We start from the raw sequence: 25,717 nt of genomic DNA, 5'->3' as shown, positions 1-25,717 counted from the left end.
TCATAGGTCGGACCTCGGACGCCGGGCCCGCGCGAGGCCCGGGAGGACCGATCGCGGCGCGACAGCGGCGCTCAGGCGGCGGCCGGTGCCGACGGAGGAGCGCAGTCCGGCGACCACCGTCGTCGCTGCGCGCCAGCCCGCGGACTGCTCCGCGAGCACCGGCGCGTAGCGGACGCGCTCGACCCCCTGCCGGAGCTCCCGCAGCGCCGAGCGGGCGCCCTCGTCCTCGCCGAGGGCATCGGCGATCAGAGCCTCCTGGGCTCGCGGCGACTCGCCGTCCTCGACCGGCACACCGAGGTCGCGCGCGCTCGCCACCAGCTCGGCCCAGGCCGGCTCGAGCGAGCCGTCGGCCGCCCGGCGCCGGCGGACGGCGCGCTGGACGACGCGCAGGAGCCAGGGCACGAGCAGCAGCAGGACCAGCAGCGACCAGAGCGTGACGACCGGGGCGGTGGACGCCGTGGAGCCGCCGAGGGCCCCGGGCGTCGCCGTCGCGGTGGACGCCGTGGGAGTCGGCGTCGCGGTCTCGCCGGGCGCCGCGCCGGGCGCGGCACTCGCTGCGGCCCCGGGGGTCGTCGACGGGGCGGAGGTCGTCGCGCTCGGCAGCGTGTACGACGCCGGGGCGCCGCGGCTCGGCGTCGGCTCGAACGGCAGCCAGCCGACGCCCTCGAAGTACAGCTCCGGCCAGGCGTGCAGGTCGGACGACTGCACGCGGTAGCTGGTCAGCTCGGTGCCCGGCGAGGGCACGACCGAGCCGGGCTGGTAGCCGATGGCGAGCCGGGAGGGGATGCCGAGCTCCCGCGCCATCACGGCCATCGCCGAGGCGAAGTGCACGCAGTAGCCCTCGCGGACCTCGAGGAAGGAGGCGAGCACGCCGACGCCGTCGCCGTCGTAGCCCTCCTCGGCGGGGGTGTCCTCGGAGTAGCGGAACTCGGACGAGCGGAAGAAGGTCTGCAGCGCCCGGGCCCGGTCGTAGGCGGTGACCTCGTCCGCGGTGACCTCCGTCGCCGTGCTGCGGACGATCTCCGGCACGTCCTCCGGGAGCGAGAGGTAGCGCTCGAACCCGGTGGGCACGGGCGCGTCGAGGAGCTGCTGGGGATCGGGCTCGAGGCGCAGCGCCTGCACCTGGTACTCGTCGCCCGCGCGGGTGGTGGCGTCGCCGCGGATCGAGCCGTCCTGAACGTCCTGCAGCCAGCCGTCGCCGACGCCGCTGAGCTCGGAGACCGGGTAGGGCACCGGCAGCCAGCGGCTGCGGAGGGTCTCGACCGAGACGTCGACCTCCTCGGTCTCGCGCGGAACGGCCTCGCCGAGACCGGCGGGAGCGATGGGAGCGGCGATGTCCGCGGTCTCCTCGGTGTCGCTCGGCGCCCAGTCCTCGCCCTCGAAGTCCGAGACGGTGAGCACGCGGAGGTAGACCGGGAGGTCGGAGTCGGTCGAGTAGCGCAGCACGGTCACCGGGTTGGGGCGGCGGAGGTCGGCGCCGAGGGCGACGACCGGGTCGATGGAGCCGTTGAAGAGCGTGCCCGAGACGCCGGACGGCGTGGAGACGCGGGTGAAGCCGCCCGCGGAGCCGGCGACGAGCCCGGCGGCGATCACGACGACCCCGGCCATCGCGATCGACGGCACGGCGGCGCCGAGCGAGCCCCCGCGCGGTGCGCGGCGCTCGGGACGCGCGCTGACCGCGAGGATCCCGAGGTAGACCAGCGCCGTGAGCAGCAGGCTCGGCCAGGAGACGTCGGCCGGGTCGATGACGGCCGGCACCGCCAGCAGGGTGGCGGGGAAGAGACCGGCGAGCGCGGGCAGCCGCACCGAGAAGGCGAAGAGGTCGGCGGCCCAGGCCAGCACGACGACACCGCCGACGAGGAGGAAGGCGATGCCGTTGTCGGCGACCGCCGGCAGGCCCTGCTCGGCGATCGAGGTGAAGCCGGCCTGGGCGAGTGTCTGCGCGTCGGCGATCGCTCCCGGCGTCGGGACGAGGAAGAGCAGCGCCCGCCCGGGCACGAACATCGCGGTGAGCACGCCGACGGCGGCCAGGGTGCCGAGGATCGGCGGGACGACCGGGTGAGCGCGGACGGCGCGCGCGGCGGCCGGGACGGCGAGGACGACGCCGACCGCGACGGCCAGCTGGACGAGCCAGCCGATCCCCTCGAGCAGGCGGCCGATGCCGGAGGACGCGGTGACGAGCGAGAGCCAGAGCAGGACGGAGAGCAGGACCGAGCCCGAGCGGGCGTCGCGCCCGCGGCGGCTCACGCGACCACCCGGAGCGCGAGGGCCTGCGCCCACGCCTCCTCGACGGCGGTGCGCGGGGTGACCGGGACGGGGTACCAGCCCAGGGAGGCCAGCGCGGCCTCCTCCTCCGGCGTGCCGCCGACGAGGAAGGCGACGGCCGGGCGGGCGTGGGCGGCGAGGGAGGCGAGCGCCGCCAGGTCCTCCTCGTGCAGCCGGGAGAGGACGGCGAAGACCGGGCGGCTGCCGCCGGCGTCGCGCATCTCGGCCGCGATGCGGCCGACCGCCTCGACGGACTCGGCGGCGGGGGCGAGCTCGGCCAGGCGCAGCAGCACGTCGTGCGCGGCCTCGCGCTCGTCCTCGGAGCGGACGGCCTGATCGGGCGCGCCGGTCTCGATCAGGTGCGTCTCGAAGCCGCGCTCGAGCAGGTGCACCGCGAGCGAGGCGGTCATCGAGACCGCCCACTCCAGGCGGTCGTCGCCGCCGCGCTCGTCGAGGATGCGCGCGGCCCGCGTCTCCAGCAGGATCCAGGCGTGCGGGTCGGTGTTCTGCTCGTCCTGGCGGACCTTGAGCTCGCCCGAGCGGGCGCTCGCCCGCCAGTGCACGCGGCGCATGGCGTCGCCGGGGCGGTAGTCGCGCGGGATCACGTCGTCGGTCCCGGCCCCGGCGGTGGCGTGGGCGACCGGGCTGGAGCCGCCGGCGCCGTGGGCGTCGAGCACGTCGCTCTGCAGCGGGACGGCCCGCGGAGTGACCACGAAGGGCTGCGCCGCACCCGCGATCGTCTCGCGCACGGCCAGGCCGAAGAGGTCGCCGCGGAGGAGCCGCAGCGGACCGATGCGGTGGATGCCGCGCCGCTCCGCGGGGAGGCGGTAGCGGGCGCGGACCCGGCTCGAGCCGCTCCCCCGCTGCGCGACCGCCGGCAGGGTGAAGGCGCCGCGGGCCACGGTGCGGCCGGAGACGAGACCGCGCTCGACCCGGTCGAGCCGGTCCTCCGCTCGGGCACCGGCCCGCAGGGCCGCGCCGCGGTTGTCGAGGACGACGTCGACGTCGACCACGTCGCCGACCGCGACGACCTGCGGGGCGAAGCGCCGCTGCACCTGCAGCACGGGCGTCACGGCGAGCAGCGCGAGGACGGCGGCGACGGGCAGGCCGAGGAGGACGATCCCGACGAAGAGCAGCTCGCGGAACTCGATGATCGGCGCGACGACGATCCCGAGCGCGCCGAGAACGACCAGGGCCCAACCGCGCAGGGTGAGCGCGACCCCGCGGACGGCCGGGAGCGCGCCGATGCGCCGCGCCGGCCGCTCCGCGCCGCGCCGCCGGGGCTCACGGGACCGGGGTGCGCCGGAGCGGGGACCGCCCGGCTCAGTCGGCACGGCCGCTGAACGGGACGGGGGTGGCGGCGACGATGCGCTGGACGATCTCGGTGACGGAGTGCGAGGCGCCGGTGCCGGAGCGGCCGGGGAGCCGGGTCGCCGGGAGCAGCCGGTGGCCGAGCACCGGCACCGCGAGCACGTCGATGTCGTCCGGGACGACGAAGTCGCGGTCGTTGATCGCGGCGAGCGCCTTCGCCGCGGCGATCAGCTGCAGAGTCGCGCGCGGGCTCCCGCCGAGGCGCAGCTCGGGATCGATGCGGGTCGCCTGCATGATCGCCACCACGTACTCCTGCACCGGCGGGGCGACGTAGATCGACTGGACGTAATCCATCATCCGGGTGAGCTGATCGTGGCCGACGACCTGGCGCAGCTCCTCCAGCGGGCTCGCGGCGTCGCGGGTGCGGATCATCTCGAGCTCGGCGCGCTCGTCGGGGTAGCCGAGCGAGAGCCGCGCCATGAAGCGGTCGCGCTGCGCCTCGGGGAGGCTGTAGGTGCCCTCCATCTCGACCGGGTTCTGCGTCGCCACCACGGCGAACGGCCGCGGCAGGACGTGCGTCACGCCGTCGACCGAGACCTGGCGCTCCTCCATGCACTCCAGCAGCGCCGACTGGGTCTTGGGCGAGGCGCGGTTGATCTCGTCGCCGATCACCACGTTCGCGAACACCGGGCCGGGCTTGAACTCGAAGTCGCGGGTGGCCTGGTTGAAGACCGAGACGCCGGTGACGTCGGAGGGCAGGAGGTCCGGGGTGAACTGGATCCGCGAGACGGTGCCGCCGACGGAGACCGCCAGCGACTTCGCCAGCACGGTCTTGCCGGTGCCGGGGACGTCCTCCATCAGCAGGTGGCCGCCCGCCAGGAACACGGTCAGGGCCATCGAGACCTCGGCGTCCTTGCCGTCGATCACGCTGCACAGGTTCTTCAGGATCGCGGCGCAGTGGGCGCTGAACTCCTCGCGGGTCATCGCCGACCCGGGAGCCGCACCGCGGTCCGATGCCGTGCCGACTGCGGAGCGGGTCTCATCGAGGGACGTCATAACTGGTGATTCTCGCAGTGCGAACCGGAAAACGGCTCAGGCTTCCGGGGGGCTCCCAGCCCTCGGCTCGAGTCCTATGCTCGGAACGGTGACCAGGATCATCGCCGGCTTCGCCGGATCGCTCACCCTGCGGGTCCCCCGCGCCGGCACGCGACCCACGAGCGACCGGGTGCGCGAGGCGATCTTCTCGGCGCTCGAGGCGCGCGACGCCCTCGACGGCGCGACGGTCATCGACCTCTACGCGGGCTCCGGTGCGCTCGGCCTCGAATCGGCCAGCCGCGGCGCCGCCTCCGTGCTGCTGGTGGAGCGCGACCCGAAGGCCGCGAAGACCGCCGGCGAGAACGCCCGCGCGATCGCGACGGCCGCGGCCTCGAACAAGCGCCCGAAGCCCCGGATCGAGGTCGTGATCGCCTCCGTGCGCTCGTTCCTCGACGGCTCCCCCGCCGTCAACGCCGACACGGTCTTCCTCGATCCGCCCTACGACCTCCCCGAGGACGAGCTGGCCGCCGACCTCGCCGGTGTCCTCCCGTTGCTCGCCGAGCACTCCGTCGTCGTCGTCGAGCGGAGCTCGCGCAGCCCGGAGCCGCGCTGGCCCGCCGGGCTCGAGCGCGACCGGCGGAAGGACTACGGCGAGACGACGATCTGGTGGGCGTCGCCGGCGGCGGGCGAGTAGCCGAGCCGCCCGCCGCCGCGGATCAGCCCGCGGCGCCGTCCCAGCCCAGGTAGGGGTCCCAGCCGCCGCGCTCGTCCAGCGCGACTCCGCCGAGCCGCACCGCCGCCGCGCCCTCGCGCACCGCGCCCAGGGCGGTGAACCCCGGCGGCAGCGCCGCGCCGGGCGGGAAGCAGGCGAGCATCGCGTGGTCCTCGCCGCCGCCGAGAACGAGCGCGCGGGCGAGTGCCGCGTCGATCCCCTCCACGGCCGTCAGCGGGCCGGCGTGGGCGTCGACGGCGTCAGGATCGAGATCGAGCACGACCCCGCTCGCCCGGGCCATCCGCCGCGCGTCGAGGACGACGCCGTCGGAGACGTCCATCATCGCCGTGGCGACGGCGCCCGCCGCGATGCCGGCCGCGATCGGCGGCGTCGGCCGCAGCTGCGCGTCGAGCACCTCCGGATGCTCGGACCGGAGTGCCTGGGCGAGGGCCGCGTCGGGCTCGCCGTTCGTCCGGGCACGCTCGAAGAGCAGCCGGAGGCCGAGCCCGGAGACGCCGAGCGGCCCGGCGGTCGCGATCACGTCGCCCGGGCGCGCGCCGCTCCTCAGCACCGGCTGCCGGCCGTCGAGCGAGCCGAAGGCCGTGATCGCCAGGGTCAGCGTCGCGGAGGCGGACAGGTCGCCGCCGACCACGCCGCAGCCGGGGGCCATCGCCGCGCAGCCCGCGGCGAGACCGTCCGCGATCCCCTCGAGCACGTCGACCCCGAGCCGCTGCGGCGCCGCGATGGCGACCACCAGCGCGGTCGGGCGCGCGCCCATCGCGGCGACGTCGGAGAGGTTCGACGCGGCGGCCTTCCAGCCGAGATCGAACGGCGAGGACCAGGCGAGCCGGAAGTCCGGGCCGTGCACCATCATGTCGGTGGTGACCACGAAGCGGCCGTCCGGCGCCCGCAGCACCGCGGAGTCGTCACCCGGCCCGACCAGCGTCTCGGCACCGCCGCCGAGCCTCGGCAGGATCCGCGCGAGGACCTCGCCCTCGCTGAGCTCGGCCAGGGTGGGGCTCGGATCCGGTGCCATGGTTCACACGCTAGCGTTGCCGTCGATGTCCTCCCGCCTCCTCCGCACCCCCCTGGTCGCCGCCTCCGCCGTCCTGCTCCTGAGCGGCTGCTCGGCCGCCGTGGCGCTGCAGCCGGCCGACGACGCGACGAACGAGGGCTGCGCCGAGGTCTCGGTGCGCCTGCCCGACGTCGTCGCCGAGCTGCCCGAGCGCGAGACGAACGCGCAGGGCACGGCGGCCTGGGGCACCCCCGCCGCCGTCATCCTGCACTGCGGTGTCACTCCCCCCGGCCCCACCACCGAGCTCTGCGTCTCGGTCAGCGGCGTCGACTGGATCATCGACGAGTCGCAGGCCGCCGACGACGTCTACACGCTGACCACCTACGGCCGCGATCCGGCGGTCGAGATCACCGTCGACCAGAGCCGCGCCTCCGGCACCTCGGCCGTCGTCGACCTCGCGAACGCCGTCTCCTACCTGCCGCAGGAGCGCGCCTGCACGAACGTCTCCGACACGGACACCCTCGACCCGCCGAGCACGCCGACGGGCTGATCTCGGACGTCCGATCTGCAGGTTCCGCGCCACGGAGAAGGCTTTCCGCGGGACAGGCCCCCGTCGACGTCCGCGGATCGCCTGCATATCGAACGCGAGCGCCCCGTCAGTCCGGCCCGCGGAGGGCCGCGGCCGCGACCTGCAGCGCCCGCTCCGGCGTCGCTCCGAGCGCCCGGGCCCGCGCCGCGTACGCGCCGGCCGCCAGCTGCAGCTCGTGCTCGACCGAGTCGACGCCACCGGACACGACCGTCCCGGCGCGCCCCCGCGTCTCCACGATCCCCGCGGCCTCGAGCTCCTTGTAGGCCCGCGCGACGGTCCCCGGAGCGACACCCAGCTCCTCGGCGAGGGTCCGCACCGCAGGAAGCCGCGTGCCGACCAGGAGCGACCCCGCGGCGACCTGCGCGGTGATCCCCTCGCGGATCTGCTCGAACGGCGCCCGCGGGCCCGGCTCGAGCCGGAGCCCGAGGCCCGCCGCGGTCATCGGACCGCGGCCGGGACGCGCTCGAGCGCCAGGTCGAGCAGCTCGCTGATCAGGTCGGGGTAGTCGACGCCGCTCGCGCCCCACATCCGCGGGAACATCGAGATCGGCGTGAAGCCGGGCATCGTGTTGATCTCGTTGATGACGAAGCCGTCGGCCGTGAGGAAGAAGTCGACGCGGGCGAGGCCCTCGGCCCCGATCGCGGTGAAGGCGCTGACCGCGAGGGCCCGCATCTCGGCGAGCTCGTCCTCGGTGAGCTCGGCCGGGCAGACCAGCTCGACGCCCTTCATCCCGAGGTACTTCGCCTCGAAGTCGTAGAAGCCGCCGCCGCTGACGACGACCTCGCCGGCCACGGACGCGCGCGGGGACTCCCCGCGGCGCGCGCCGAGCACGCCGATCTCGACCTCTCGCCCGACGATCGCGGACTCGATCAGCACCCGGGAGTCGTGCGAGAACGCCTCCTCGAGCGCGGCGTCGAGCTGCGAGCGCTCGTCGACCCGGCTCACGCCCACGCTCGATCCGGCACGGGCCGGCTTGACGAAGGCGGGCAGGCCGAGCTCGTCGAGGGCCGACGCGGCGTCGCTCGGGTCATCGCGCCACTCCGCCTCGGTCACGGTGTACCAGGGGGCGACCGCGATGCCCGCGGCGCGGAAGACGGTCTTGGTGAAGTGCTTGTCCATCCCGAGCGCCGAGGCGAGCACGCCCGACCCGACGTAGGGCAGCCCGACCAGCTCGAGCATCCCCTGGACGGTGCCGTCCTCGCCCCACGGGCCGTGCAGGATCGGCAGCACCACGTCCACGTCGCCCAGCGACCGGACGGAGCCGTCGGCCGCGGTGACGGTCAGCTCGCGGGAGAGCGCCGACTCCGGCCAGCGCACGCGCGTCCCGTTGTCCTCGACCCGCGGCAGGGCGCTCGCGTCGAGCGCGAACTTCTCCGGCCGGTCCTCCTCGAGCACGAACGCGCCGTCAGCGGTGATCCCGACGGGGATCACGTCGAAGCGGTCACGATCGATCGCCCGCAGCACCCCCGCCGCCGTTGCGCAGCTGATCGAGTGCTCGCTTGAACGCCCCCCGAACAGAACGGCCACTGCGAGCTTGCTGGTCATCGAGGTTCCTCTCACCCTGGGGCTCGTCCGAATCCGTGGTCAGGTGCGGCGCGATGTCCTTCGGATCGAGCGTACCGGCGAGCACCTGCGACACCTGCTCGACGATGGGCATGTCGACTCCGCGGGCCCGGGCGAGCTCGAGGATCGGCGCGACCGAGGAGAGCCCCTCCGCCGTCTGCTGCATCGACTTCACGACGTCGCCGAAGCTGTAGCCCTGGCCGAGCAGGCGCCCGGCCGTGTTGTTGCGGGAGAGCGACGAGCTCGACGTCGCGATCAGGTCGCCGAGGCCGGCCAGCCCGGACATCGTCTCGGGCCGCCCGCCGTACGCGACGGCGAAGTCGGTCATCTCGGCGAGGCCGCGGGTGATGATCGACGCCTTGGTGTTCTCGCCGTAGCCGACGCCGTCGACGATGCCGATCGCGACGGCGATCAGGTTCTTCAGCACACCGCCGAATTCGGTCCCGATCACGTCGGTGTTGACGTAGGAGCGGAAGTAGCGGTTGGTCGCGGCGAGCGCGACCTCCTGCGCGGTGACGAGGCTCTCCGAGGCGATGACCGCCGCGGTCGGCTGCTCCTTCGCGATCTCGAGCGCGAGGTTCGGCCCGGAGGCGACCGCGATCCGGCTCGGATCGATCGGCAGCACCTGCGAGATCACCTCGCTCATCCGCTGGCCGGTGCCCTTCTCGACGCCCTTCATCAGGCTGACGAGGACGGTCCGCTCGGTGAGGAACGGCGTGATCGCCTCGAGGTTCCCGCGCAGGGTCTGCGACGGGATGGAGAGGTAGACGTGGTCGGCGCCCTCGAGCGCCTCCTCGATCCGCGGGGTCGCCCGGATGTTGCGCGGCAGGTTGATGCCGGGGAGGTAGTCGCTGTTGCGCTTGGCCTCGGTGATCTCGCGGGCGAGCTCGGCCCGCCGCGCCCACATCACGACGTCGGAGCCGCCGTCGGCGAGGATCTTGGCGAAGGTGGTCCCCCAGCTGCCGGCGCCGAGGACGGCGACACGGCGCGGCACGGGGATCGGCGCCTTCTCGGCCCTACTGCCCCTGCTCAAAGCGTCCCGTGCCCTTCTGATTGTGCTCGGCCGGGTTCCAGCGCTTCTCCGGTGCCGTCTCGCCTCGCAGCTCCTCGAGCAGGCGGGTGATCGCGGCCATCACGACGGTCGACGCCTCGTTGAGGGTCGCGGAGTCGAGGCTGCGCCCGCGGAACGCCGACAGGTCGACGGGATCGCCGACCAGGACGTCGACGCGCTTGCGGCGGAAGAGGGTGATCTTCTTGGAGTAGCGGCCCATGACCTGCTGGGTGCCCCAGTGCGCGACGGGCACGACGGGCAGTCCGTACTGCAGCGCCATCCGCACCGCGCCGGTCTTGCCGCGCATCGGCCAGAGCTCGGGGTCGCGGGTGAGCGTGCCCTCCGGGTAGATCAGGACGGAGCCGCCCCGGTCGACCAGCTCCTTCGCCGCCTTCAGCGGCTCGCTGCCGCGCACGGAGCCGGCCCGCTCGACCGGGATCTGCCCCGAGGCGCGCAGGATCGCTCCGGCGACGGGGATCTTGAACAGCGACGCCTTCGCCAGGAAGCGCGGCGCGCGCCCGGCCCGCCACAGCACCCAGCCCGTGATGAACGGGTCGATCTCGCTGTAGTGGTTCGGCGCGAACACGAACGCGCCCTTGCGCGGGATCTTGTCGATGTCGCGGACCCGGAGGTCCACGGAGGCGGTGAGCGTCGGGATCACCAACGCCGCGAGGAGCCAGAAGATGGACGGGCGGCTTCGTTCAGACACCCGCCCATCCTCGCATCCCGGCTCCGCCGCCCCCGCCGCCCACGCCAACGGGCGGCGCGGTGCACGCGCCGACGCTGGTCGAGCAGCCCCGCAGGGGCGTGTCGAGACCCGGCGGAAGCGACTCCGGCTCGCGGAATCTGACTCGGCTCGCGGGATCCCGCCGATCCGACGAGCCGGAGGCGGTTACGCGAGCCGGAGGTGAGCCGACCCGCGGCGACGAGACGTCGGGCACGTATAAACGGCTCCGGCTCGCAGGATCGGGGGGATTCTGCGAGCCGGAGCCGGTGTCACGTGCCGGAGGTGCTCCGGCGCCGCCGTTTAGGCGTCGAGCGAGAAGTCGGCGCCGAGCAGCTCGAGCTTGGTGAGGAAGTTCTCGTAGCCGCGGCTGATGATGCCGACGTTCGAGACCGAGGAGGTGCCCTCGGCCGAGAGCGCCGCGATCAGGTGCGAGAAGCCACCGCGCAGGTCGGGCACGACGATGTCGGCGCCGTGCAGCTTCGACGGGCCGGAGATGACCGCGGAGTGCATGAAGTTGCGCTGACCGAAGCGGCAGGCCTGGCCACCGAGGCACTCGCGGTGGATCTGGATGGTCGCGCCCATCTCGACCAGCGCGTCGACGAAGCCGAAGCGCTGCTCGTAGACGGTCTCGTGCACGATCGACACGCCCTTGGCCTTGGTCAGCGCCACGACGAGCGGCTGCTGCCAGTCGGTCATGAAGCCGGGGTGCACGTCGGTCTCGATGATGACCGGCTTGAGCTCGCCGCCGGGGTGGTAGAAGCGGATGCCGTCCTCGGCGATCTCGAACGCGCCGCCGACCTTGCGGAAGACGTTGAGGAAGGTCGTCATCTCCTGCTGGCGAGCGCCGCCGACGAAGATGTCGCCGTCGGTCGCGAGGGCCGCGGCGGCCCAGGAGGCGGCCTCGTTGCGGTCGAAGAGCGCGCGGTGGGTGTAGCCCTCCAGGCGGTCGACGCCCTCGATGCGGATCACGCGGTCGGTGTCGACCGAGATGATCGCGCCCATCTTCTGCAGGATGTTGATGAGATCCATGATCTCGGGCTCGATCGCTGCACCCGACAGCTCGGTGATGCCCGAGGCGCGGACCGCGGTGAGCAGCACCTGCTCGGTCGCGCCGACGCTCGGGTAGGGCAGCGACACCTTGGCGCCGTGCAGGCCCTCGGGCGCCGACATCCGGATACCGGAGGGCAGCTTCTCGACGATGGCGCCGAAGTTGCGGAGCACCTCGAGGTGGTAGTCGATCGGGCGGTCGCCGATGCGGCAGCCGCCGAGGTCGGGGATGAACGCCTCGCCGAGGCGGTGCAGCAGCGGTCCGCAGAAGAGGATCGGGATGCGGCTCGAGCCGGCGTGGGCGTCGATGTCGGCGAAGTGCGCGGACTCGACGTTGGAGGGGTCGAGGATCAGCTCGCCCACCTCGGGGCCCTGCTTCACCTTGACGCCGTGCACCTCGAGGAGGCCCTTGACGACGCGGACGTCGCTGATGTCCGGGACGTCGCGCAGGGTGGACGCGGTCTCGCCGAGGAGCGCGGCGACCATCGCCTTGGTGACGAGGTTCTTCGCACCCTTGAGCTCGATCCGGCCCTTCAGCGGCCGCCCGCCGTGGATGGTGATCCGCTCGGTGGTCATCCCCACACGGGCTCCCGCCGCCTTCGCATCCTGTGCTCCCGCCGCCTTGGCGTCCTGAAGAAGTGTGTTCACGCTATTTCACCGGCAATGTCTTGGGCCGCCAGCTCGCGCGACGGGTCTCGAATTCGGAAATGAGCGCTTCGTCGCGCAGGGTCAGGCCGATGTCGTCCAGCCCTTCGATCAGGCGCCAACGAGTGTAGTCGTCGACCTCGAAAGGGAAGGTCTCGCCACCGGCGGTGACCGTACGACCAACCAGATCGACGGTCGCTTCTATTCCCGGCGTCGCATCGATCAGCTCCCAGAGCCGGTCGATGTCGCTCTCCGCCAGGGCCGCCGCGAGCAGCCCCTGCTTGCCGGAGTTGCCGCGGAAGATGTCGCCGAAGCGGGAGGACAGCACGACGCGGAAGCCGAAGTCGCGCAGCGCCCAGACGGCGTGCTCGCGGCTGGAGCCGGTGCCGAAGTCGGGGCCAGCGACGAGGATCTGCGCGCCCTGGAAGGCCGGCTGGTTGAGCACGAACTCCGGGTCCTGGCGCCAGCCGTGGAAGAGCGCGTCCTCGAAGCCGGTCTTGGTGACCCGCTTGAGGAAGACGGCGGGGATGATCTGGTCGGTGTCGACGTTGCTGCGCTTCAGCGGCGCGGCGATGCCGGTGACGGTCTCGAACTTCTCCATGATCAGGCCTCCACCAGCTCGCGGACGGGCTCCAGGTCGGAAGGACTGGAGAGAGTGCCGCGGACGGCGGTCGCGGCGGCGACCAGCGGCGACACCAGATGCGTGCGGCCGCCCTTGCCCTGCCGGCCCTCGAAGTTGCGGTTCGAGGTGGAGGCGCAGCGCTCCCCCGGGGCGAGCTGGTCCGGGTTCATGCCGAGGCACATCGAGCAGCCGGCGAAGCGCCACTCGGCGCCGAACGCGGTGATCACCTTGTCCAGGCCCTCGGCCTCGGCCTCGATGCGCACGCGGGCGGAGCCGGGGACGACCATCACCCGGACGCCGGGCGCCTTGGTGCGGCCGGCGATGATCGACGCGAAGGCGCGGAGGTCCTCGATGCGCGAGTTGGTGCAGGAGCCCATGAAGACCGCGTCGACCGGGATCTCCTTCATCGGGGTGCCGGCCTCGAGGTCCATGTACTCCAGCGCGCGCCGGGCGTTGGAGCGCTCGTTCGGGTCGGCGATCGCGTCGGGGTCGGGCACGGCCTGCGAGAGCGAGACGCCCTGGCCGGGGTTCGTGCCCCAGGTGACGAACGGCTCGAGCGCGTCCGCGTCGAGGACGACCTCGGCGTCGAAGACGGCGCCCTCGTCGCTCGGGAGGGTCCGCCAGTAGGCGACGGCGTCGTCCCAGTCCTGGCCCTCGGGGGCGTGCGGGCGGCCCTGGAGATAGGCGAAGGTCGTCTCGTCGGGCGCGACCATGCCGGCGCGCGCGCCCGCCTCGATCGACATGTTGCAGATCGTCATCCGGCCCTCCATCGAGAGCGCGCGGATCGCCGAGCCGCGGTACTCGAGCACGTAGCCCTGACCGCCGCCGGTGCCGATCTTCGCGATCACGGCGAGGATGATGTCCTTCGCCGTGACGCCCTCGCGCAGCTCGCCCTCGACGGTGATCGCCATGGTCTTGAAGGGCTTGAGCGGCAGCGTCTGCGTGGCCATCACGTGCTCGACCTCGCTGGTGCCGATGCCGAACGCCATCGCGCCGAACGCGCCGTGGGTCGAGGTGTGCGAGTCGCCGCAGACGACGGTGATGCCGGGCATGGTCAGGCCGAGCTGCGGGCCGACGACGTGCACGATGCCCTGCTCGATGTCGCCGAGGGAGTGCAGGCGGACGCCGAACTCGGCGGCGTTGCGCCGCAGGGTCTCGATCTGGGTGCGGCTGGTGAGGTCGGCGATCGGCTTGTCGATGCCGACGGTCGGGGTGTTGTGGTCCTCGGTCGCGATCGTGAGATCGGGACGCCGGACGGGTCGGCCGGCCTGGCGGAGGCCGTCGAAGGCCTGCGGGCTGGTCACCTCGTGCACGAGGTGCAGGTCGATGTAGATCAGGTCGGGCGTGCCGTCCTCGCCCTTGGCGACGAGATGGTCGTCCCAGACCTTCTCGGCCAGGGTGCGCGGGCGCTCGGCGGCCGGGGTCTCGGCGGCCGAGGGCGCGGCGGTGTCGGGGGAACTGTCGTTCATGACGGGTTTCTCTTCCTCAGGAATGTGGTCAGCCCGCGAGAGACACCGCGACGAGGGAGGCCTGTCAGATCGAGGTCTCGTCGCGGCGGAGAAGGAGGAGCCGGCCGAACAGCATTGACCGAGGATAGCACCGCGCCGACGAGCGGCAGGGAGGCGCGGCCCGAGCGGATCGGGGAGGGCGGCAGCGGCCGTCAGGGCGCGACGAGCATCGCGATGAGCACCGCGGGGACCACCAGCAGAGCGGCCGCGCCGACCACCACGCCGCCGACGACGAAGACCGCGGCGACCGCGGCGCCGACCATCCCGACGAAACCGGAGCGCCGCTTCACCGGCACGGCCTCGTGCTCGAACCAGTCGCCGTCGAGCGGATCGGGCGACTCCTGCTCGAACCGCTCGGCCTCGTCGATCCGGGCCGGCAGCTCGGCGAGCATCATCGCGGCGTGCGGCGACTCGGCCGCGAGCTCGAGCGGACGCACCAGGGCGCGCTCCGCGAACTCGAACGGGTCCTCGTCGGTGCGCACCAGGGCGCGCTCGAACGCCCGGCGCTCCTCGGGAGCGGCACAGTTCTCGATCAGGTAGCCCCAGCGGCCGGCCTCGATGAGGTCGCCGGACCTCCGGTAGAGCTCGGACAGGAGGACGCGGGGGTCGATCCAGACGGGGTCGGCCTCGACGCAGCGCTCGAGCAGCGACACGGCCCCTCGGACGTCGCCCTCCGCGAAGCGCGTCTTCGCGCGATCGAGAGCCTCGACGGTGTCCATCCCTCCAGTATGCCCATCGACAGCCCGGCTCTGCAGTTCGGAGCCGGAGTCGCTGCCACCTGTTCGAGGGGCGTGGCCCGTGGAGTCAGGCCTCGGCGTCCGGTCGAGGGGCGAGCACGGCCTCCACGACGACGACCGTCACGTTGTCCCGCCCGCCGGCGTCGACCGCGGCGCGCACGAGCTCCTCGGCGAGATCGGCACCGTGCAGGTCCCCCGCGTCGCGGCGGGCGAAGAGCTCGGCGATCCGGGCGTCGGAGAGCTCCTTGGTGAGGCCGTCGGAGCAGAGCAGGTAGGTCGCCCGGGGCACGATCGGCAGGGTCCAGACGTCCGTCTCGACCTCGTCGTCGGCGCCGAGCGCCCGGGTGACGATGTTGCGGTCGGGGTGCGACTCCGCCGCCTCCCGGCTGAGCAGTCCGGCCGAGACCAGCTCCTGCACCGCCGAGTGGTCGACGGTCAGCTGCTGGATACCCGCGCCGTCCCAGCGGTAGACCCGGGAGTCGCCGACGTTGAACAGGCCCCAGGAGGCGGGTCCGCCGTCGTCGGGCCGGACGAGGGTGAGGCCGGTGAGCGTCGTTCCGCAGAGGGCGCCGCCGACGTCGAGGTCGCGGACCGCAGCGTTGGCGGTCTCGACGACGGCGAAGACGTCCGAGACCGGGCCGATCGCCTCGGCCGCGCTCGCCCGCAGGCTCTCGACGGCGGTCGAGCTGGCCAGGTCGCCGCGGGCGTGCCCGCCCATGCCGTCGGCGACGGCGACCAGCCTCGGCGCGACCAGGAGGGCGTCCTCGTTCACCCGGCGGACGGCGCCGACGTCGGTGCTGCTCGACACCATCAGGTGCAGGACGCCCTGGGGCAGGTCGATGCTGGTCGTGCTCGTCGTCGCAGTCACGGGACCGGGCTCACTTCTTCTCGGCGCGGTCCTGCCCGTCGGCGTCGGCGACGACCTCCGGGTGGCCGTCGTGCAGCTCGATGTGGGAGTGCTCGCGGCGCATCTTGATCAGGCTCGCGACCGTGGCGACGGTCATGCTGACGACGATGACGGCGAGCGAGGTGATCGTGTCGATGTCCCAGACCGGCAGCGGCTCGCCGCCGTTGAGGAACGGGAGGTCGTTCTCGTGCAGGGCGTGCAGCACGAGCTTCACGCCGATGAAGGCGAGGATGAACGCGATGCCGTACTTGAGGTACTCGAGCTTGTCGATGAGGCCGCCGAGCAGGAAGTAGAGCTGGCGCAGGCCCATCAGGGCGAAGATGTTCGCGGTGAAGACGATGAACGGGCTCTCGGTGATGCCGAAGATCGCCGGGATCGAGTCGAGCGCGAAGAGCAGGTCGGTCGAGCCGATCGCGAGGAACACGATCAGCATCGGCGTGAAGTACTTCTTCCCGTCCTTCACGGTGCGGATCTTCGACCCGTCGAACTCGTCCGAGATCTTCACGCGCTTGCGCAGCAGACGGATGAGGAGGTTGTCGGTGCCCTCGTTCTCGTCCTCCTTGCCGAACGCCTGGTTCCAGGCCGTGTAGACGAGGAAGGCGCCGAAGAGGTAGAAGATCCAGCTGAAGCTCTCGATCAGCTGCGCGCCCAGCAGGATGAACACCCCGCGGAAGATCAGCGCGATGATGATGCCCACCATCAGCACTTCCTGCTGGTACTTCGGCGGCACTGCGAAGCGGCCCATGATGATCACGAAGACGAACAGGTTGTCGATCGACAGGCTGTACTCGGTCAGCCAGCCCGCGACGAACTGGCCGGCGACCTCTCCCCCGCCCAGCAGCAGCATCACCAGGGCGAAGATCAGCGCGAGCGTGACGTAGAAGCCGACCCAGAGGCCGGACTCCTTCAGGCTCGGCACGTGCGGGCGCTTGTAGACCAGCAGCAGGTCCGCGGCCAGGATCAGGCTCAGGACGACGAACGAGCCGGTCACGAACCAGACGGGCAGCTCTTGCATGGGGACCTTCCGGGGGTCAGTGGATTCCGACGGTCTCTCCCCGGGGAGCGGGCCGTTAAACGAGAAGAACCCCCGGCCATGACCGGGGGTTCTGCTCGTGTTGCCGTGGTGACCCCAGCGGGATTTGAACCCGCGTTACCGCCGTGAGAGGGCGACGTCCTAGGCCGCTAAACGATGGGGCCGCGTTTTTGCAACTCGAAGAGTGTTGCACACGGATCCGCACCGGTGCAAATCGAGCGGGCGGACGGCGCGCTCTCCGGGGCCGTCTTGCACCGCGGTCGCCCCCGCGAGAGGCTCGGAGCATGCGACTGACCAAGCTCGAGCACGCCACCGTCCTCGTCGAGGAGGCGGGCTCGCGGCTCGTCCTCGACCCCGGCTCCTTCACCCGTCCCGTCGAGGGCTCGGCCGACACCGTCGCGGTCGTGATCACCCATGAGCACGCCGATCACTGGACGGCGGAGCAGCTGGAGCGGCTGCGCACCGCGAACCCGGCGCTGCGGATCCTCGGGCCGGCCGGTGTCGCCGCGGCGGCCGAGGGCTTCGACGTCGAGACAGTCGCCGAGGGCGACGTGGTCGAGGTCGGACCGTTCGAGCTGCGCTTCTTCGGCTCCCGGCACGCGGTGATCCACTCCTCCATCCCGGTGATCGACAACGTCGGCGTGCTGGTGAACGGCCGGTTCTACTACGCGGGCGACTCCTTCACCGTGCCGGCCGGCGTCGACGTCGAGGTGCTGGCGGCCCCCTCCGGCGCGCCCTGGATGAAGATCGCGGAGTCGATCGACTACGTCCTCGAGCTCGCACCGCGGCACGCCTTCGCGACGCACGAGCGGGTGCTGTCCGAGGCGGGCCAGAAGCTCGGGCACGACCGCCTCAGCTGGGCGACCCGCGAGGGCGGCGGCGAGTACCACGCCCTCGAGCCGGGCGACGTGCTCGAGCTCTAGCCGGCCGTCGGAGTGCGAGCAGCCGTCAGAGGACGCGGGCGTCGAGGATCTCGGCCTGATCGATGTCGGTCCCCGCGAGCAGCACCCCGATCTGGACGAGCGCGCCCTCCGGAACGGTGCCGTCGGGCGTGACGATCGAGGCGCCGTCGATGTTCGTCTTCGACGCGTACAGCGAGACGTCGTCGAGCACCTCGGCCCGGTAGACGCCGTCGACCCAGACCACGACCCGCTTCCCCGAGTTCACCAGCGCGCGACTCAACGTCACCGCGACCCGGTCACCGGTCCGCTGGACGCTGTCGACGCCGGTGAGCGTCGACTGGAAGAGCAGGTCGGCCGCGGCGACGTCCACGCCGGAGGCCAGCTCGCCGACCTGGACGAGGTCGCCGTCCTTCACGGGCGTGGTGGGGACGATCTTCGTGCCGCCCGGGACGTCGTACTTCCAGGCGTACCAGCCCCTGCCCTCGTTGTAGTCACCCGCGTAGCGGCCGTTCACCCAGACGACGACCCGCTTCCCGGAGCGGACCAGCGCCTCGCTCATCGTCGCCTCCACGTACCCGCGGACGACCGAGACCTCGGTGATGCCCGCCGCCGCGTCCGAGGCCGCCTCCCGGGGGGATCGGTCGCGCCCCTGCAGCTGCTTCAGCTTCTCCACTGCCGGTCGCACATCGGTGTACCCCATCATCGGCACCCGCTCACCGGGGAGGGTCGTCCCGTAGAACACCCCGACGAGGTTCCCGTTCACGATCAGCGGCCCGCCCGAGTCGCCGGTCTCGCCGATCTGCTCGGTGCTGCCGGTCGTCGCTGTCGAGTGGAAGCCGATGAGACCGTTCGGCATCCGTCCCACCCTCCTGATCCAGACCTTCTCGGTCCTCTGCGTGGGGAACATGTCCGGACCCAGCCCGTAGAGGTGGCCGACCGAGCCGACCCGGTAGCCGCCCGGCACCAGTCGCGGGTAGTGCGGCAGCGCGTGCGGGCGGGAGAGGTGGAGGAGCTTCATGTCCGCGGGGGCGAGCGAGATCGACTCCGCCACCGGAACCACTTCCGTCACCTCGTCCTCCGTCGGCGACGGGGCGTAGCGGTAGTAGACGTGACTCACGGGGCAGTGGTCCACGGTGAGCACCCAGTCGGCGGCGATCGCCGTGCCGGTGCAGGTGTTGGTATGGATTCCCACGATCTTGTCGTAGACCTGCACCACCCAGGGCTCGTTCGACTTCGTCCCCGATGTCAGCGCCGCCGCGGGCGCCGTCGTGAGCGCACCGATGCCCAGCAGGGTCGTCAGCACGACCAGCGCAGCCGCCGTCCCCCGCAGGAGGCGAGTCCTCATCGCCGTCACCTCTTCCTCAGCGCGGGGCTCACCCGGGGCCGGGCTCCCTCTCCGCCCGAGAACGATCGACGAATCACCGGGAACGCGTCAAAGATCTGGCGCCGAAGCGACCGGACGGCGGGATCAGGACCGATCGACGACGTGCTCGAGGTCGGCGCCGAACTCGAACGTGCGGTCGACCACGGCGCCGGAGTGCAGCACCGCGGGGAGCCAGAAGCGCGCGTCGTCCCACATCAGGCCGTACGGGACCTCGTCGAGTGGGACGAAGGCTGCGGCGAGCTCGCCCGAGGCGACCACCTCGCCCGACCAGCGGCGGCAGACGAAGACGTGCGAGCGCTGGCTCCACGCGGGGCGGTGCGGGAAGAAGTAGTCGAGGGAGCCGCGGGGCTCGAGGTCGCGAGGATCTGCGCGCAGGCCGACCTCCTCCGCCAGCTCGCGGACGGCCGCTTCGGCGGGCGACTCCCCCGACTCGAGCTTGCCGCCGGGAGCGACGACCCGGCCTTCGCCGAGACCGCGGAGCTTCCGCCCGCGCAGCACCTCGGTCCCGCGGGGCGACTCGCGGAGGACGTAGACCACGCAGACCTCGGGCAGCGGGTCGGTCAGCGGGTCGGTCGGCGGCCGCACGCCCATGCCGCACCTCCGCTCGCCGGGTCCGGGGGGTCGGGACCGCCGTCGTAGGCTAGCCCGGTGACGACGACCGCGCTCGAGCGCTTCCAGGCCCTGCTGCGGGTCGACACGGTGTCGCACTCCGACGAGTCCGACACCGACTGGAGCCGGTTCCGCGTCTTCCAGGAGCTGCTCGAGCAGTTCTACCCCGCGCTGCACAGCGCCCTCGAGCGCGAGACCGTGGCCGGGCACTCCCTCGTCTGGCGCTGGCGCGGCACCGAGGACGGCGAGCCGTCGGTCCTGATGGCGCACTACGACGTGGTCAGCGTCACCCCCGACGACTGGTCGATCGCGCCGTTCGCGGCCGATACGGTCCTCCGACCGGACGGCCGCACCGCGATCGTGGGGCGCGGCGCGCTCGACGACAAGGGCTCCCTCGTCGCCCTGCTCGAGGCCGTCGAAGCGGCCGTCCTGCGGGGAGAGCGTCCTCGCCGAGACGTCTACCTGGTCTCCACGCACAACGAGGAGACGGCGGGGGACGGCGCACCGTCGATCGTCGCGCTGCTCGGGGCGCGCGGCGTGCGCCCCCGCTTCGTGCTCGACGAGGGCGGCAACGTCCGCCGCGGCATCGTGCCCGGAGTGACCACGCCGATCGCCGTCATCGGCGTCACCGAGCGCGGCATCATGAACCTCGAGCTGACCTGCCGCGACGCGGGCGGGCACGCCTCCGCCCCGCCGCCCCTGCCCGGCATGCTCGCCACCCAGCGTCTCGCGCGGGCGATCCACCGCCTCACCGAGAACCCGTTCCCCTCGACGCTGCCGGAGCCGATCGCCGAGCTGGTGCGCGCCGCCGCACCCCGAGCCGACGCCGCGCACGCGGTCTGGTACGCGAAGCCGCACGAGCACCCGGACGCCGTCATCGCGGCCCTGGCCGCGCACTCCAACCGCTCCGCCGCGATGCTGCGGACGACCGTGGCGATCACGCAGCTGCGCGGCAGCACCGGGGCGAACGTCCTCGCGTCGACCGCCAGCGCGGTCGCCAACGTGCGGATCAACCCGGGCGGCACCGTCGCCGGCGTCGTCGAGCGGATCCGCGCGGTGATCGACGACCCCGAGGTCGAGATCGAGGTGCGCGTCGCGCACGAGCCCTCCCCCGTCTCCCCCACCGGCGAGCCCGGCGACGGCGGCCCGTACGACGTGCTCCGCCGCGTGGTGCAGGAGGTCTTCCCCGAGGCGATCGTCGCGCCCTACGTGCAGACCGGCGGCAGCGACGCCCGCCACTTCCACGCGATCAGCGACGGTGTCTACCGCTTCATCCCGTTCGAGATCAGCCCGCAGCAGCAGCTCGGCATCCACGGCGCCGACGAGTCGGTCGAGGTCGACCAGTTCGAGCGCGCGATCGCCTTCCACGCGCGGCTCCTGCTCGAGCTCTGACGACTCCCTCTGCGACGCCGATGCGGGGCGTGGGCGATCGGTGTGCGGGGAGTGCGCGCTCGGTGAGCGGTTCCTGAGGACGAAGGCACCGTCCGGCGCCGAATCTGGGAAAACCGTTCGATGACGCGCCGGTCCTCGTTGGCCGTCCGTTCACCCCGCGATGATGGACTGAGCCTCGCGGGAGCAGTTCCCAGCCCGCGGACCAGCAGTACAGCACCATGCGACATCCCGTACCGACGCCGACTCGATCGAGCCGGCCCCACCGATCGTGGAACCCGAGGATCATGACTGTCCGCCAGGCCGAGTACCCCCGGCCGAACCACTTCATCCTTCACCTCAGCGACACCCACTTCATCGCCGGAGACGGCGGGCTGTACGGCTCCGACGTCGACAGCGAGGCTCAGCTCCGCCGCCTGTTCGACGAGCTGGAGGCCTCGGGCGGTCGCCCGGAGGCCGTGGTCATCACCGGCGATCTGGCGGACAAGGGCGAGCCGCAGGCGTACGCCAAGCTCCGCGCCGTCGTCGAGCCGGCCGCCGCCCGCCTCGGTGCCGAGGTGATCTGGGTGATGGGCAATCACGACGACCGCGGTGCCTTCCGCTCCGGGCTGCTCGACCAGCTGCCCACCACGCAGCCGATCGACCGCGTGCACGACGTGAACGGACTGCGCATCATCGCGCTGGACTCGACCGTCCCGGGCGCGCACTACGGCGAGATCTCGGACGCCCAGCTGGACTGGCTCGCGGAGGAGCTCTCCAGCCCCGCGCCGCACGGCACGATCCTGGCGCTGCACCACCCGCCGGTGCCGAGCGTCCTCGACCTCTCGGTGCTCGTCGAGCTCCGCGACCAGCCCGCGCTCGCGGAGGTGCTCGAGGGCTCGGACGTCCGCAGCATCATCGCCGGCCACCTGCACTACTCCTCGACCGCGACGTTCGCGGGCATCCCCGTCTCGGTCGCGTCGGCCACCTGCTACACGCAGGACCTCAACGTGCCGGTCGGCGGCACTCGCGCCCGCAACTCCGCGCAGGCCTTCAACCTCATCCACGTCTACGACGGCACGGTGCTGCACTCGGTGGTGCCGATCGGAGCCTCGACCGAGGTGTCCTACGTCTCGGCGAACGAGACCGAGCGGATCCTCGCCTCGCACGGCGTCGAGATCGCGCCGGCCACGGCCGCTCCGCTCGAGCAGGTCGAGGCGCTCTACCCGCCCGTCGTGGAGCCCGTCAGCGTCAGCGCCTAAAGGACTGCGTCCGGTCTGCAGGCGATCCGCGCCGAGCGACGATCCCGTCCGCGGGACCGAGGCTCCGGAGCCGCGGATCGCCTGCAGAACGGACGTCAGCGCTTGGGACGACTGCGGTCGAGGGCGAACAAGTGCCCGGCGAAGGCGAGGGCCGCGCCGAGCGCGATCCCGACGCCGATGCCCGCGCCGACCCCGATGCCCGGGAAGACGAGTGCGCTGGCGAGCCCGAGCAGCAGCCCGAGGACCCCTCCGCCGATCGCCCAGGCCATGCTCAGTCCACCCGCTCCCAGGGCGCCGGGATCGGGTAGTACTCCTCGAGGAAGTCGATCACGGCGCGGGTGCGCGCCTCCGCCGAGATCTCGGGGAAGCTGCCGTCGTTGAGGCAGAAGAAGTCGACGCCGCGGTTCTTCAGCAGCTTCTTCATGTCCTTCAGGCCCTGGTGCATCGTCGTGTCGACGTACTTCACCGAGGCGTTCTCCTGCACCACCGCGCGGCCGGTCATCAGCGCGTAGTAGTGGTACAGCGAGTTGGTGACGGAGACGTCGCTCGCCGAGCGGAAGCGGCTGGCGGCGGTCGCGGTGAACTCCGGCTCGAACTCGGTCTCGAGCTCGGCCATCACGCTCTTGCGGAGCGGCGTGGCGGCGTGCTCGAGATGGCGGGTCGTCATCGCGCCGAAGCGCTCGCGGAGCAGCCGGCGGTTCACCCGGGCGGCGTTCTCGAAGCCGCTCCGGGAGGCGTTGGAGTCGCCCATCCCGATGCGGGTGGTCGCCTCGATGAACTTGGTGATCCCGCCGGGCGAGAAGAAGATCGACGGGTCGACGGGGCGGCCGAAGAACATGTCGTCGTTGGAGTAGAGGAAGTGCTCCGCGAGGCCCGGGATGCGGTGCAGCTGGCTCTCGACCGCGTGCGAGTTGTGCGTGGGCAGCACCGAGAGGTCGCGGAAGTGGTCCTCGCTGCGGACCAGGGTGACGTCGGGATGCTCGTCGAGCCAGCGCGGGCGCGGCGAGTCGGTGACGATGTAGATGTGCCGGACCCACGGCGCGTACATGTAGACGCTGCGGAGGGCGTACTTGAGCTCGTCGATCTGACGGAAGCGCGCGGGGGCGTCGTCGCCCTCGCCCACGACGTAGCTGGCCATCCGGGCGGCGCGGGCGCGCTGGAACTCCAGGTCCGTCCCGTCGACCCAGGAGAAGACGATGTCGACGTCGAAGCGGATGTCGCTCACGAGCGGCTCGAACATGCCCTCGAAGGTCGGCCAGGTGCGTCCGTAGGCCTCGACGTGCGCGTCGATCGCCTCGGCGACCGGGAGGCTGCTGCGCATCAGCGCGTTCTCGGCGGGAGTGGTGATCTCCTCCTCGCCGACCTTCCAGAACTCCAGGCGGACGCCGCTCCGGGCGCCGTAGCGCAGCGAGCCGCTCGAGGAGACGCGGGGGCGGAAGAGCGAGAAGACCGCGGCGCGCGGGTACGGCGCGATCGCGCCCTCGGCCAGGAGCAGCGGCGGGGTGCCGCGCTTGTCGAGCGTCTTCACGTAGAACGGCTCGGTCGCGAAGGCGCGCGCGAGCAGCGTGGCCAGCTCGGCGCCGAGCGAGCGGTCGATCGCGAGGAAGGGCGCGCCCTTCGTGCCGCGGATGAGGCGGTAGGGGAACTCCGCCTCGTCGAGCACCTCGCCGAGCGCGATCAGGTCCTCGGTCCAGGCCGCCTGCGGGGTCGTACTCGAGTTGACCAGCGAGAACAGACCGGCATGGACGACCACGTCGTCACGGTCGAAATGGCGCGGACGCAGGAGGGCTGACGGCAGAGGACGGACGGAAGGCATGATTCACATTATCCGCCGCCCGTTTCGTGCGGATGACCGTCCTGCTCAGCTTGACAGGGAGTGCAGCCGCTCCAGCGCCGCGTCCCCGGCTCGCGCGGCCTCGTGAGCCCGGCTCTCCTCGCGGGCGGAGGCGACGCCGAGGGCGAACGCCGGCTCGCCGCGGCGGGCCGCCACGAGGGCGTGCGCGCGGAGCACGTCGCGGGCGGCGAGGGCGTCGCGCTCCTCCCCCAGCGCGTCGGCGACGGCCTTCGCCGCCTTGGCGATCCGGTGCGGTGTCGCGCCGACGGCGTCCGGAACGACCGCGCTCCAGGCCTCGACGACGTAGCGCAGGCGCTTCGCGGCCTTGCGCAGCTCGTGCCGGGCCTCGACGTCGTCTCCGCCCGTGCGGGCCGCGTCGACGCGCGAGACCTCCTTCGCGAGGGAGCGGCGGACGAGCTTCTTCGCGCTCGCGCCGGCCTTCGCCGTCCGCGGCGGGTCGGCCACCAGGGCGTCGAGCGCGGCGAGCAGGGCGAGGTAGCGGGCGCCGCGCAGGGTCTTGGCGACCCGCTGCAGGGCGATCGCGTGCCGGCGCTCGATCGCGTCGAAGAGGGTGGTGCCGGCGACGGCCTTCGCGGGCAGTCCCTCCCCCGCCTCGTCGACGGCGGTGCGGAGCCGGGCCGCGAGGACCTCCTCGTCGCGGGCGGCGCCGAGGACGCCGGCGAGCCAGCGCAGCTCGTCGCGCAGCGGATCGAGGGCCTCGCGCTCCAGCACGGAGCGGGAGGCGGCGAGGACGGTGCGCAGCCGCCGGGTGTGCAGGCGCATCCGGTGCAGCGCGTCGTCGGCCTCGAGGCGCACCCGCGGATCGACGGCGCGCAGGCCCGTGAGGAGCTCGCGGATCGCGGCGAGCGCCGCCTCCCCGCCGTCCTGGGGTGCGGGGTGCGCGTCCTCGATCGGACCGCCGGTGGCCCGGGCGAGCTTCGAGGCGCTCTCGGCGGGGCGGGCGCCGGCGGCGAGCAGTCGCTCCTCGATCGCGTCGAGCACCGCCTCGCCCTCGGGGCCGTGGACGTCGACGAGCTCGACCTCCCACTCCCGCCAGCGCCGCTCGACGCCGGAGCGCTGGTCGTGCGCGATGACCAGGTCGTCCGCGATCTCGGCGAGGCGGCGGCCGGCGGAGTCGGCGACCCGGGTGATCGAGCGGACGGTCTCGAGGGTGGCGAGCGGCTCGAGCCGCGCGCGGCCGACGTGGCCGAGCACCGGCTCCCGGACCTCGGCCGGCACGGTGCGGGAGGCGGTCAGCGGGGCGTGGATCTCGGTGCGGCCGGCCGAGCCGGGCAGCTTGACGTGCCAGCCCTCGTCCTCGCCGCCCTCGCGGCGACGGAGCGTGATCCGCCCGCGGGAGAGGGCGCGGTCCGCGGTGTCGAAGTACTGGGCGGACAGGCGGACGGGCTCCTCGGCGAGCGCCGTGACGACGGTGCCCGCGCCGGTCAGCTCCGGCAGGGCGGTGTCCGCATCGACGTCGTACTTCCGCTCCACCTCGGTCTGCACGCGCCGCGGCGCCTCCGCCTTCGTCCGGTCCGCACGCTGAGCCATGGTCCATTGTGCGCACGCGGACGGCGCTCCCGGCGGCAGG

General features: G+C 72.7%; 24 protein-coding genes and 1 tRNA gene. 5 read left to right on the top strand and 20 right to left on the bottom strand.

The window, feature by feature from the left end; genetic code table 11:
• From EDF45_RS06865 to EDF45_RS06855, 3 genes are read right to left on the bottom strand one after another with little or no spacing between them, the layout of a single operon-like run.
• The gene (locus tag EDF45_RS06865; RefSeq protein WP_123735414.1) at nucleotides 1-2,247 is read right to left on the bottom strand and encodes a DUF3488 and transglutaminase-like domain-containing protein; all 2,247 of its coding nucleotides are present in this window, start codon (nucleotides 2,245-2,247) and stop codon (nucleotides 1-3) included.
• On the bottom strand, nucleotides 2,244-3,599 hold the full coding sequence (locus EDF45_RS06860; RefSeq protein ID WP_123735413.1) for a DUF58 domain-containing protein: 1,356 nt from the start codon (nucleotides 3,597-3,599) through the stop codon (nucleotides 2,244-2,246). Before EDF45_RS06860 ends, EDF45_RS06865 begins: the two co-directional genes overlap by 4 nt.
• Nucleotides 3,589-4,632: a MoxR family ATPase gene (locus EDF45_RS06855; RefSeq protein WP_123735412.1), complete on the bottom strand. Its 1,044-nt coding sequence runs from the start codon at nucleotides 4,630-4,632 to the stop codon at nucleotides 3,589-3,591. The genes EDF45_RS06860 and EDF45_RS06855 overlap by 11 nt, the downstream gene beginning before the upstream one ends.
• An 88-nt stretch (nucleotides 4,633-4,720) precedes the next feature.
• On the opposite strand from EDF45_RS06855, the gene EDF45_RS06850 reads away from it, so the two are divergent.
• Nucleotides 4,721-5,305, top strand: coding sequence for an RsmD family RNA methyltransferase (locus tag EDF45_RS06850; RefSeq protein ID WP_123445992.1), 585 nt, complete (start codon nucleotides 4,721-4,723; stop codon nucleotides 5,303-5,305).
• Nucleotides 5,306-5,327: 22 nt separating this feature from the next.
• Here the strand turns inward: EDF45_RS06850 and thiL are convergent, their stop codons facing one another.
• Nucleotides 5,328-6,359, bottom strand: a complete 1,032-nt coding sequence (gene thiL / locus EDF45_RS06845) for a thiamine-phosphate kinase (RefSeq protein WP_123735411.1) — start codon at nucleotides 6,357-6,359, stop codon at nucleotides 5,328-5,330.
• 25 nt (nucleotides 6,360-6,384) lie between these two features.
• On the opposite strand from thiL, the gene EDF45_RS06840 reads away from it, so the two are divergent.
• Entirely contained in the window at nucleotides 6,385-6,888 is a 504-nt protein-coding gene (locus EDF45_RS06840) for a DUF3515 domain-containing protein (RefSeq protein WP_123735410.1), read from the top strand.
• Between the two features lie 106 nt (nucleotides 6,889-6,994).
• Here EDF45_RS06840 and EDF45_RS06835 read toward each other — a convergent pair whose 3' ends face one another.
• The 11 genes from EDF45_RS06835 to EDF45_RS06785 form a co-directional block, all read right to left on the bottom strand.
• Complete coding sequence (locus EDF45_RS06835; RefSeq protein ID WP_123735409.1) at nucleotides 6,995-7,369, bottom strand: GntR family transcriptional regulator; 375 nt, start codon at nucleotides 7,367-7,369, stop codon at nucleotides 6,995-6,997.
• On the bottom strand, nucleotides 7,366-8,472 hold the full coding sequence (locus tag EDF45_RS06830) for a D-alanine--D-alanine ligase family protein (RefSeq protein ID WP_123735408.1): 1,107 nt from the start codon (nucleotides 8,470-8,472) through the stop codon (nucleotides 7,366-7,368). Before EDF45_RS06830 ends, EDF45_RS06835 begins: the two co-directional genes overlap by 4 nt.
• On the bottom strand, nucleotides 8,369-9,484 hold the full coding sequence (locus EDF45_RS06825; protein WP_173286025.1) for an NAD(P)H-dependent glycerol-3-phosphate dehydrogenase: 1,116 nt from the start codon (nucleotides 9,482-9,484) through the stop codon (nucleotides 8,369-8,371). Before EDF45_RS06825 ends, EDF45_RS06830 begins: the two co-directional genes overlap by 104 nt.
• A gap of 22 nt (nucleotides 9,485-9,506) precedes the next feature.
• Entirely contained in the window at nucleotides 9,507-10,250 is a 744-nt protein-coding gene (locus EDF45_RS06820; protein ID WP_243586551.1) for a 1-acyl-sn-glycerol-3-phosphate acyltransferase, read from the bottom strand.
• A 318-nt stretch (nucleotides 10,251-10,568) separates the two neighbouring features.
• Nucleotides 10,569-11,891, bottom strand: a complete 1,323-nt coding sequence (gene murA, locus EDF45_RS06815; RefSeq protein ID WP_164874434.1) for a UDP-N-acetylglucosamine 1-carboxyvinyltransferase — start codon at nucleotides 11,889-11,891, stop codon at nucleotides 10,569-10,571.
• Nucleotides 11,892-11,964: 73 nt separating this feature from the next.
• Nucleotides 11,965-12,561 carry a 3-isopropylmalate dehydratase small subunit gene (gene leuD / locus EDF45_RS06810; RefSeq protein WP_123445564.1) on the bottom strand — a complete coding sequence of 199 codons (597 nt, stop codon included), beginning with the start codon at nucleotides 12,559-12,561 and terminating at the stop codon, nucleotides 11,965-11,967.
• Nucleotides 12,562-12,563: 2 nt separating this feature from the next.
• Nucleotides 12,564-14,051, bottom strand: a complete 1,488-nt coding sequence (gene leuC, locus EDF45_RS06805) for a 3-isopropylmalate dehydratase large subunit (RefSeq protein WP_123735406.1) — start codon at nucleotides 14,049-14,051, stop codon at nucleotides 12,564-12,566.
• A gap of 191 nt (nucleotides 14,052-14,242) precedes the next feature.
• A complete protein-coding gene (locus tag EDF45_RS06800; protein ID WP_123735405.1) occupies nucleotides 14,243-14,809 on the bottom strand; it encodes a DUF6584 family protein in 567 nt (188 codons plus the stop codon).
• A gap of 85 nt (nucleotides 14,810-14,894) precedes the next feature.
• Nucleotides 14,895-15,695: a PP2C family serine/threonine-protein phosphatase gene (locus tag EDF45_RS06795; protein WP_260311883.1), complete on the bottom strand. Its 801-nt coding sequence runs from the start codon at nucleotides 15,693-15,695 to the stop codon at nucleotides 14,895-14,897.
• A 10-nt stretch (nucleotides 15,696-15,705) separates the two neighbouring features.
• Nucleotides 15,706-16,749, bottom strand: coding sequence for a TerC family protein (locus EDF45_RS06790; RefSeq protein WP_123445561.1), 1,044 nt, complete (start codon nucleotides 16,747-16,749; stop codon nucleotides 15,706-15,708).
• Between the two features lie 106 nt (nucleotides 16,750-16,855).
• A tRNA-Glu gene (locus tag EDF45_RS06785) sits at nucleotides 16,856-16,931 on the bottom strand.
• 120 nt (nucleotides 16,932-17,051) lie between these two features.
• On the opposite strand from EDF45_RS06785, the gene EDF45_RS06780 reads away from it, so the two are divergent.
• On the top strand, nucleotides 17,052-17,690 hold the full coding sequence (locus EDF45_RS06780) for an MBL fold metallo-hydrolase (RefSeq protein WP_123735404.1): 639 nt from the start codon (nucleotides 17,052-17,054) through the stop codon (nucleotides 17,688-17,690).
• A gap of 25 nt (nucleotides 17,691-17,715) precedes the next feature.
• Here the strand turns inward: EDF45_RS06780 and EDF45_RS06775 are convergent, their stop codons facing one another.
• The gene (locus EDF45_RS06775) at nucleotides 17,716-19,014 is read right to left on the bottom strand and encodes a trypsin-like serine protease (protein ID WP_123741012.1); all 1,299 of its coding nucleotides are present in this window, start codon (nucleotides 19,012-19,014) and stop codon (nucleotides 17,716-17,718) included.
• 123 nt (nucleotides 19,015-19,137) lie between these two features.
• Nucleotides 19,138-19,644 carry an 8-oxo-dGTP diphosphatase gene (locus EDF45_RS06770; RefSeq protein ID WP_123735402.1) on the bottom strand — a complete coding sequence of 169 codons (507 nt, stop codon included), beginning with the start codon at nucleotides 19,642-19,644 and terminating at the stop codon, nucleotides 19,138-19,140.
• A 57-nt stretch (nucleotides 19,645-19,701) separates the two neighbouring features.
• Between EDF45_RS06770 and EDF45_RS06765 the strand changes: the two genes are divergently transcribed.
• Both EDF45_RS06765 and EDF45_RS06760 read left to right on the top strand, forming a co-directional pair.
• A complete protein-coding gene (locus tag EDF45_RS06765; protein WP_123735401.1) occupies nucleotides 19,702-21,054 on the top strand; it encodes a M20/M25/M40 family metallo-hydrolase in 1,353 nt (450 codons plus the stop codon).
• A 284-nt stretch (nucleotides 21,055-21,338) separates the two neighbouring features.
• Nucleotides 21,339-22,292: a phosphodiesterase gene (locus EDF45_RS06760; RefSeq protein ID WP_123735400.1), complete on the top strand. Its 954-nt coding sequence runs from the start codon at nucleotides 21,339-21,341 to the stop codon at nucleotides 22,290-22,292.
• A 95-nt stretch (nucleotides 22,293-22,387) separates the two neighbouring features.
• Here EDF45_RS06760 and EDF45_RS21185 read toward each other — a convergent pair whose 3' ends face one another.
• The 3 genes from EDF45_RS21185 to EDF45_RS06750 all read right to left on the bottom strand — a co-directional run bounded on the left by EDF45_RS21185 (nucleotide 22,388) and on the right by EDF45_RS06750 (nucleotide 25,677).
• Nucleotides 22,388-22,561 carry a hypothetical protein gene (locus EDF45_RS21185; protein ID WP_165909224.1) on the bottom strand — a complete coding sequence of 58 codons (174 nt, stop codon included), beginning with the start codon at nucleotides 22,559-22,561 and terminating at the stop codon, nucleotides 22,388-22,390.
• 2 nt (nucleotides 22,562-22,563) lie between these two features.
• Nucleotides 22,564-24,045: a stealth family protein gene (locus EDF45_RS06755; RefSeq protein WP_243646392.1), complete on the bottom strand. Its 1,482-nt coding sequence runs from the start codon at nucleotides 24,043-24,045 to the stop codon at nucleotides 22,564-22,566.
• A gap of 108 nt (nucleotides 24,046-24,153) precedes the next feature.
• Nucleotides 24,154-25,677 carry a CYTH and CHAD domain-containing protein gene (locus EDF45_RS06750; RefSeq protein WP_123735399.1) on the bottom strand — a complete coding sequence of 508 codons (1,524 nt, stop codon included), beginning with the start codon at nucleotides 25,675-25,677 and terminating at the stop codon, nucleotides 24,154-24,156.
• Nucleotides 25,678-25,717 lie beyond the last annotated feature (40 nt).

This window comes from Rathayibacter sp. PhB186 (genome assembly GCF_003751825.1).
GTDB classification, from domain to species: Bacteria; Actinomycetota; Actinomycetes; order Actinomycetales; family Microbacteriaceae; genus Rathayibacter; species Rathayibacter festucae.
This window is presented reverse-complemented; position numbering and strand designations above follow the sequence as displayed.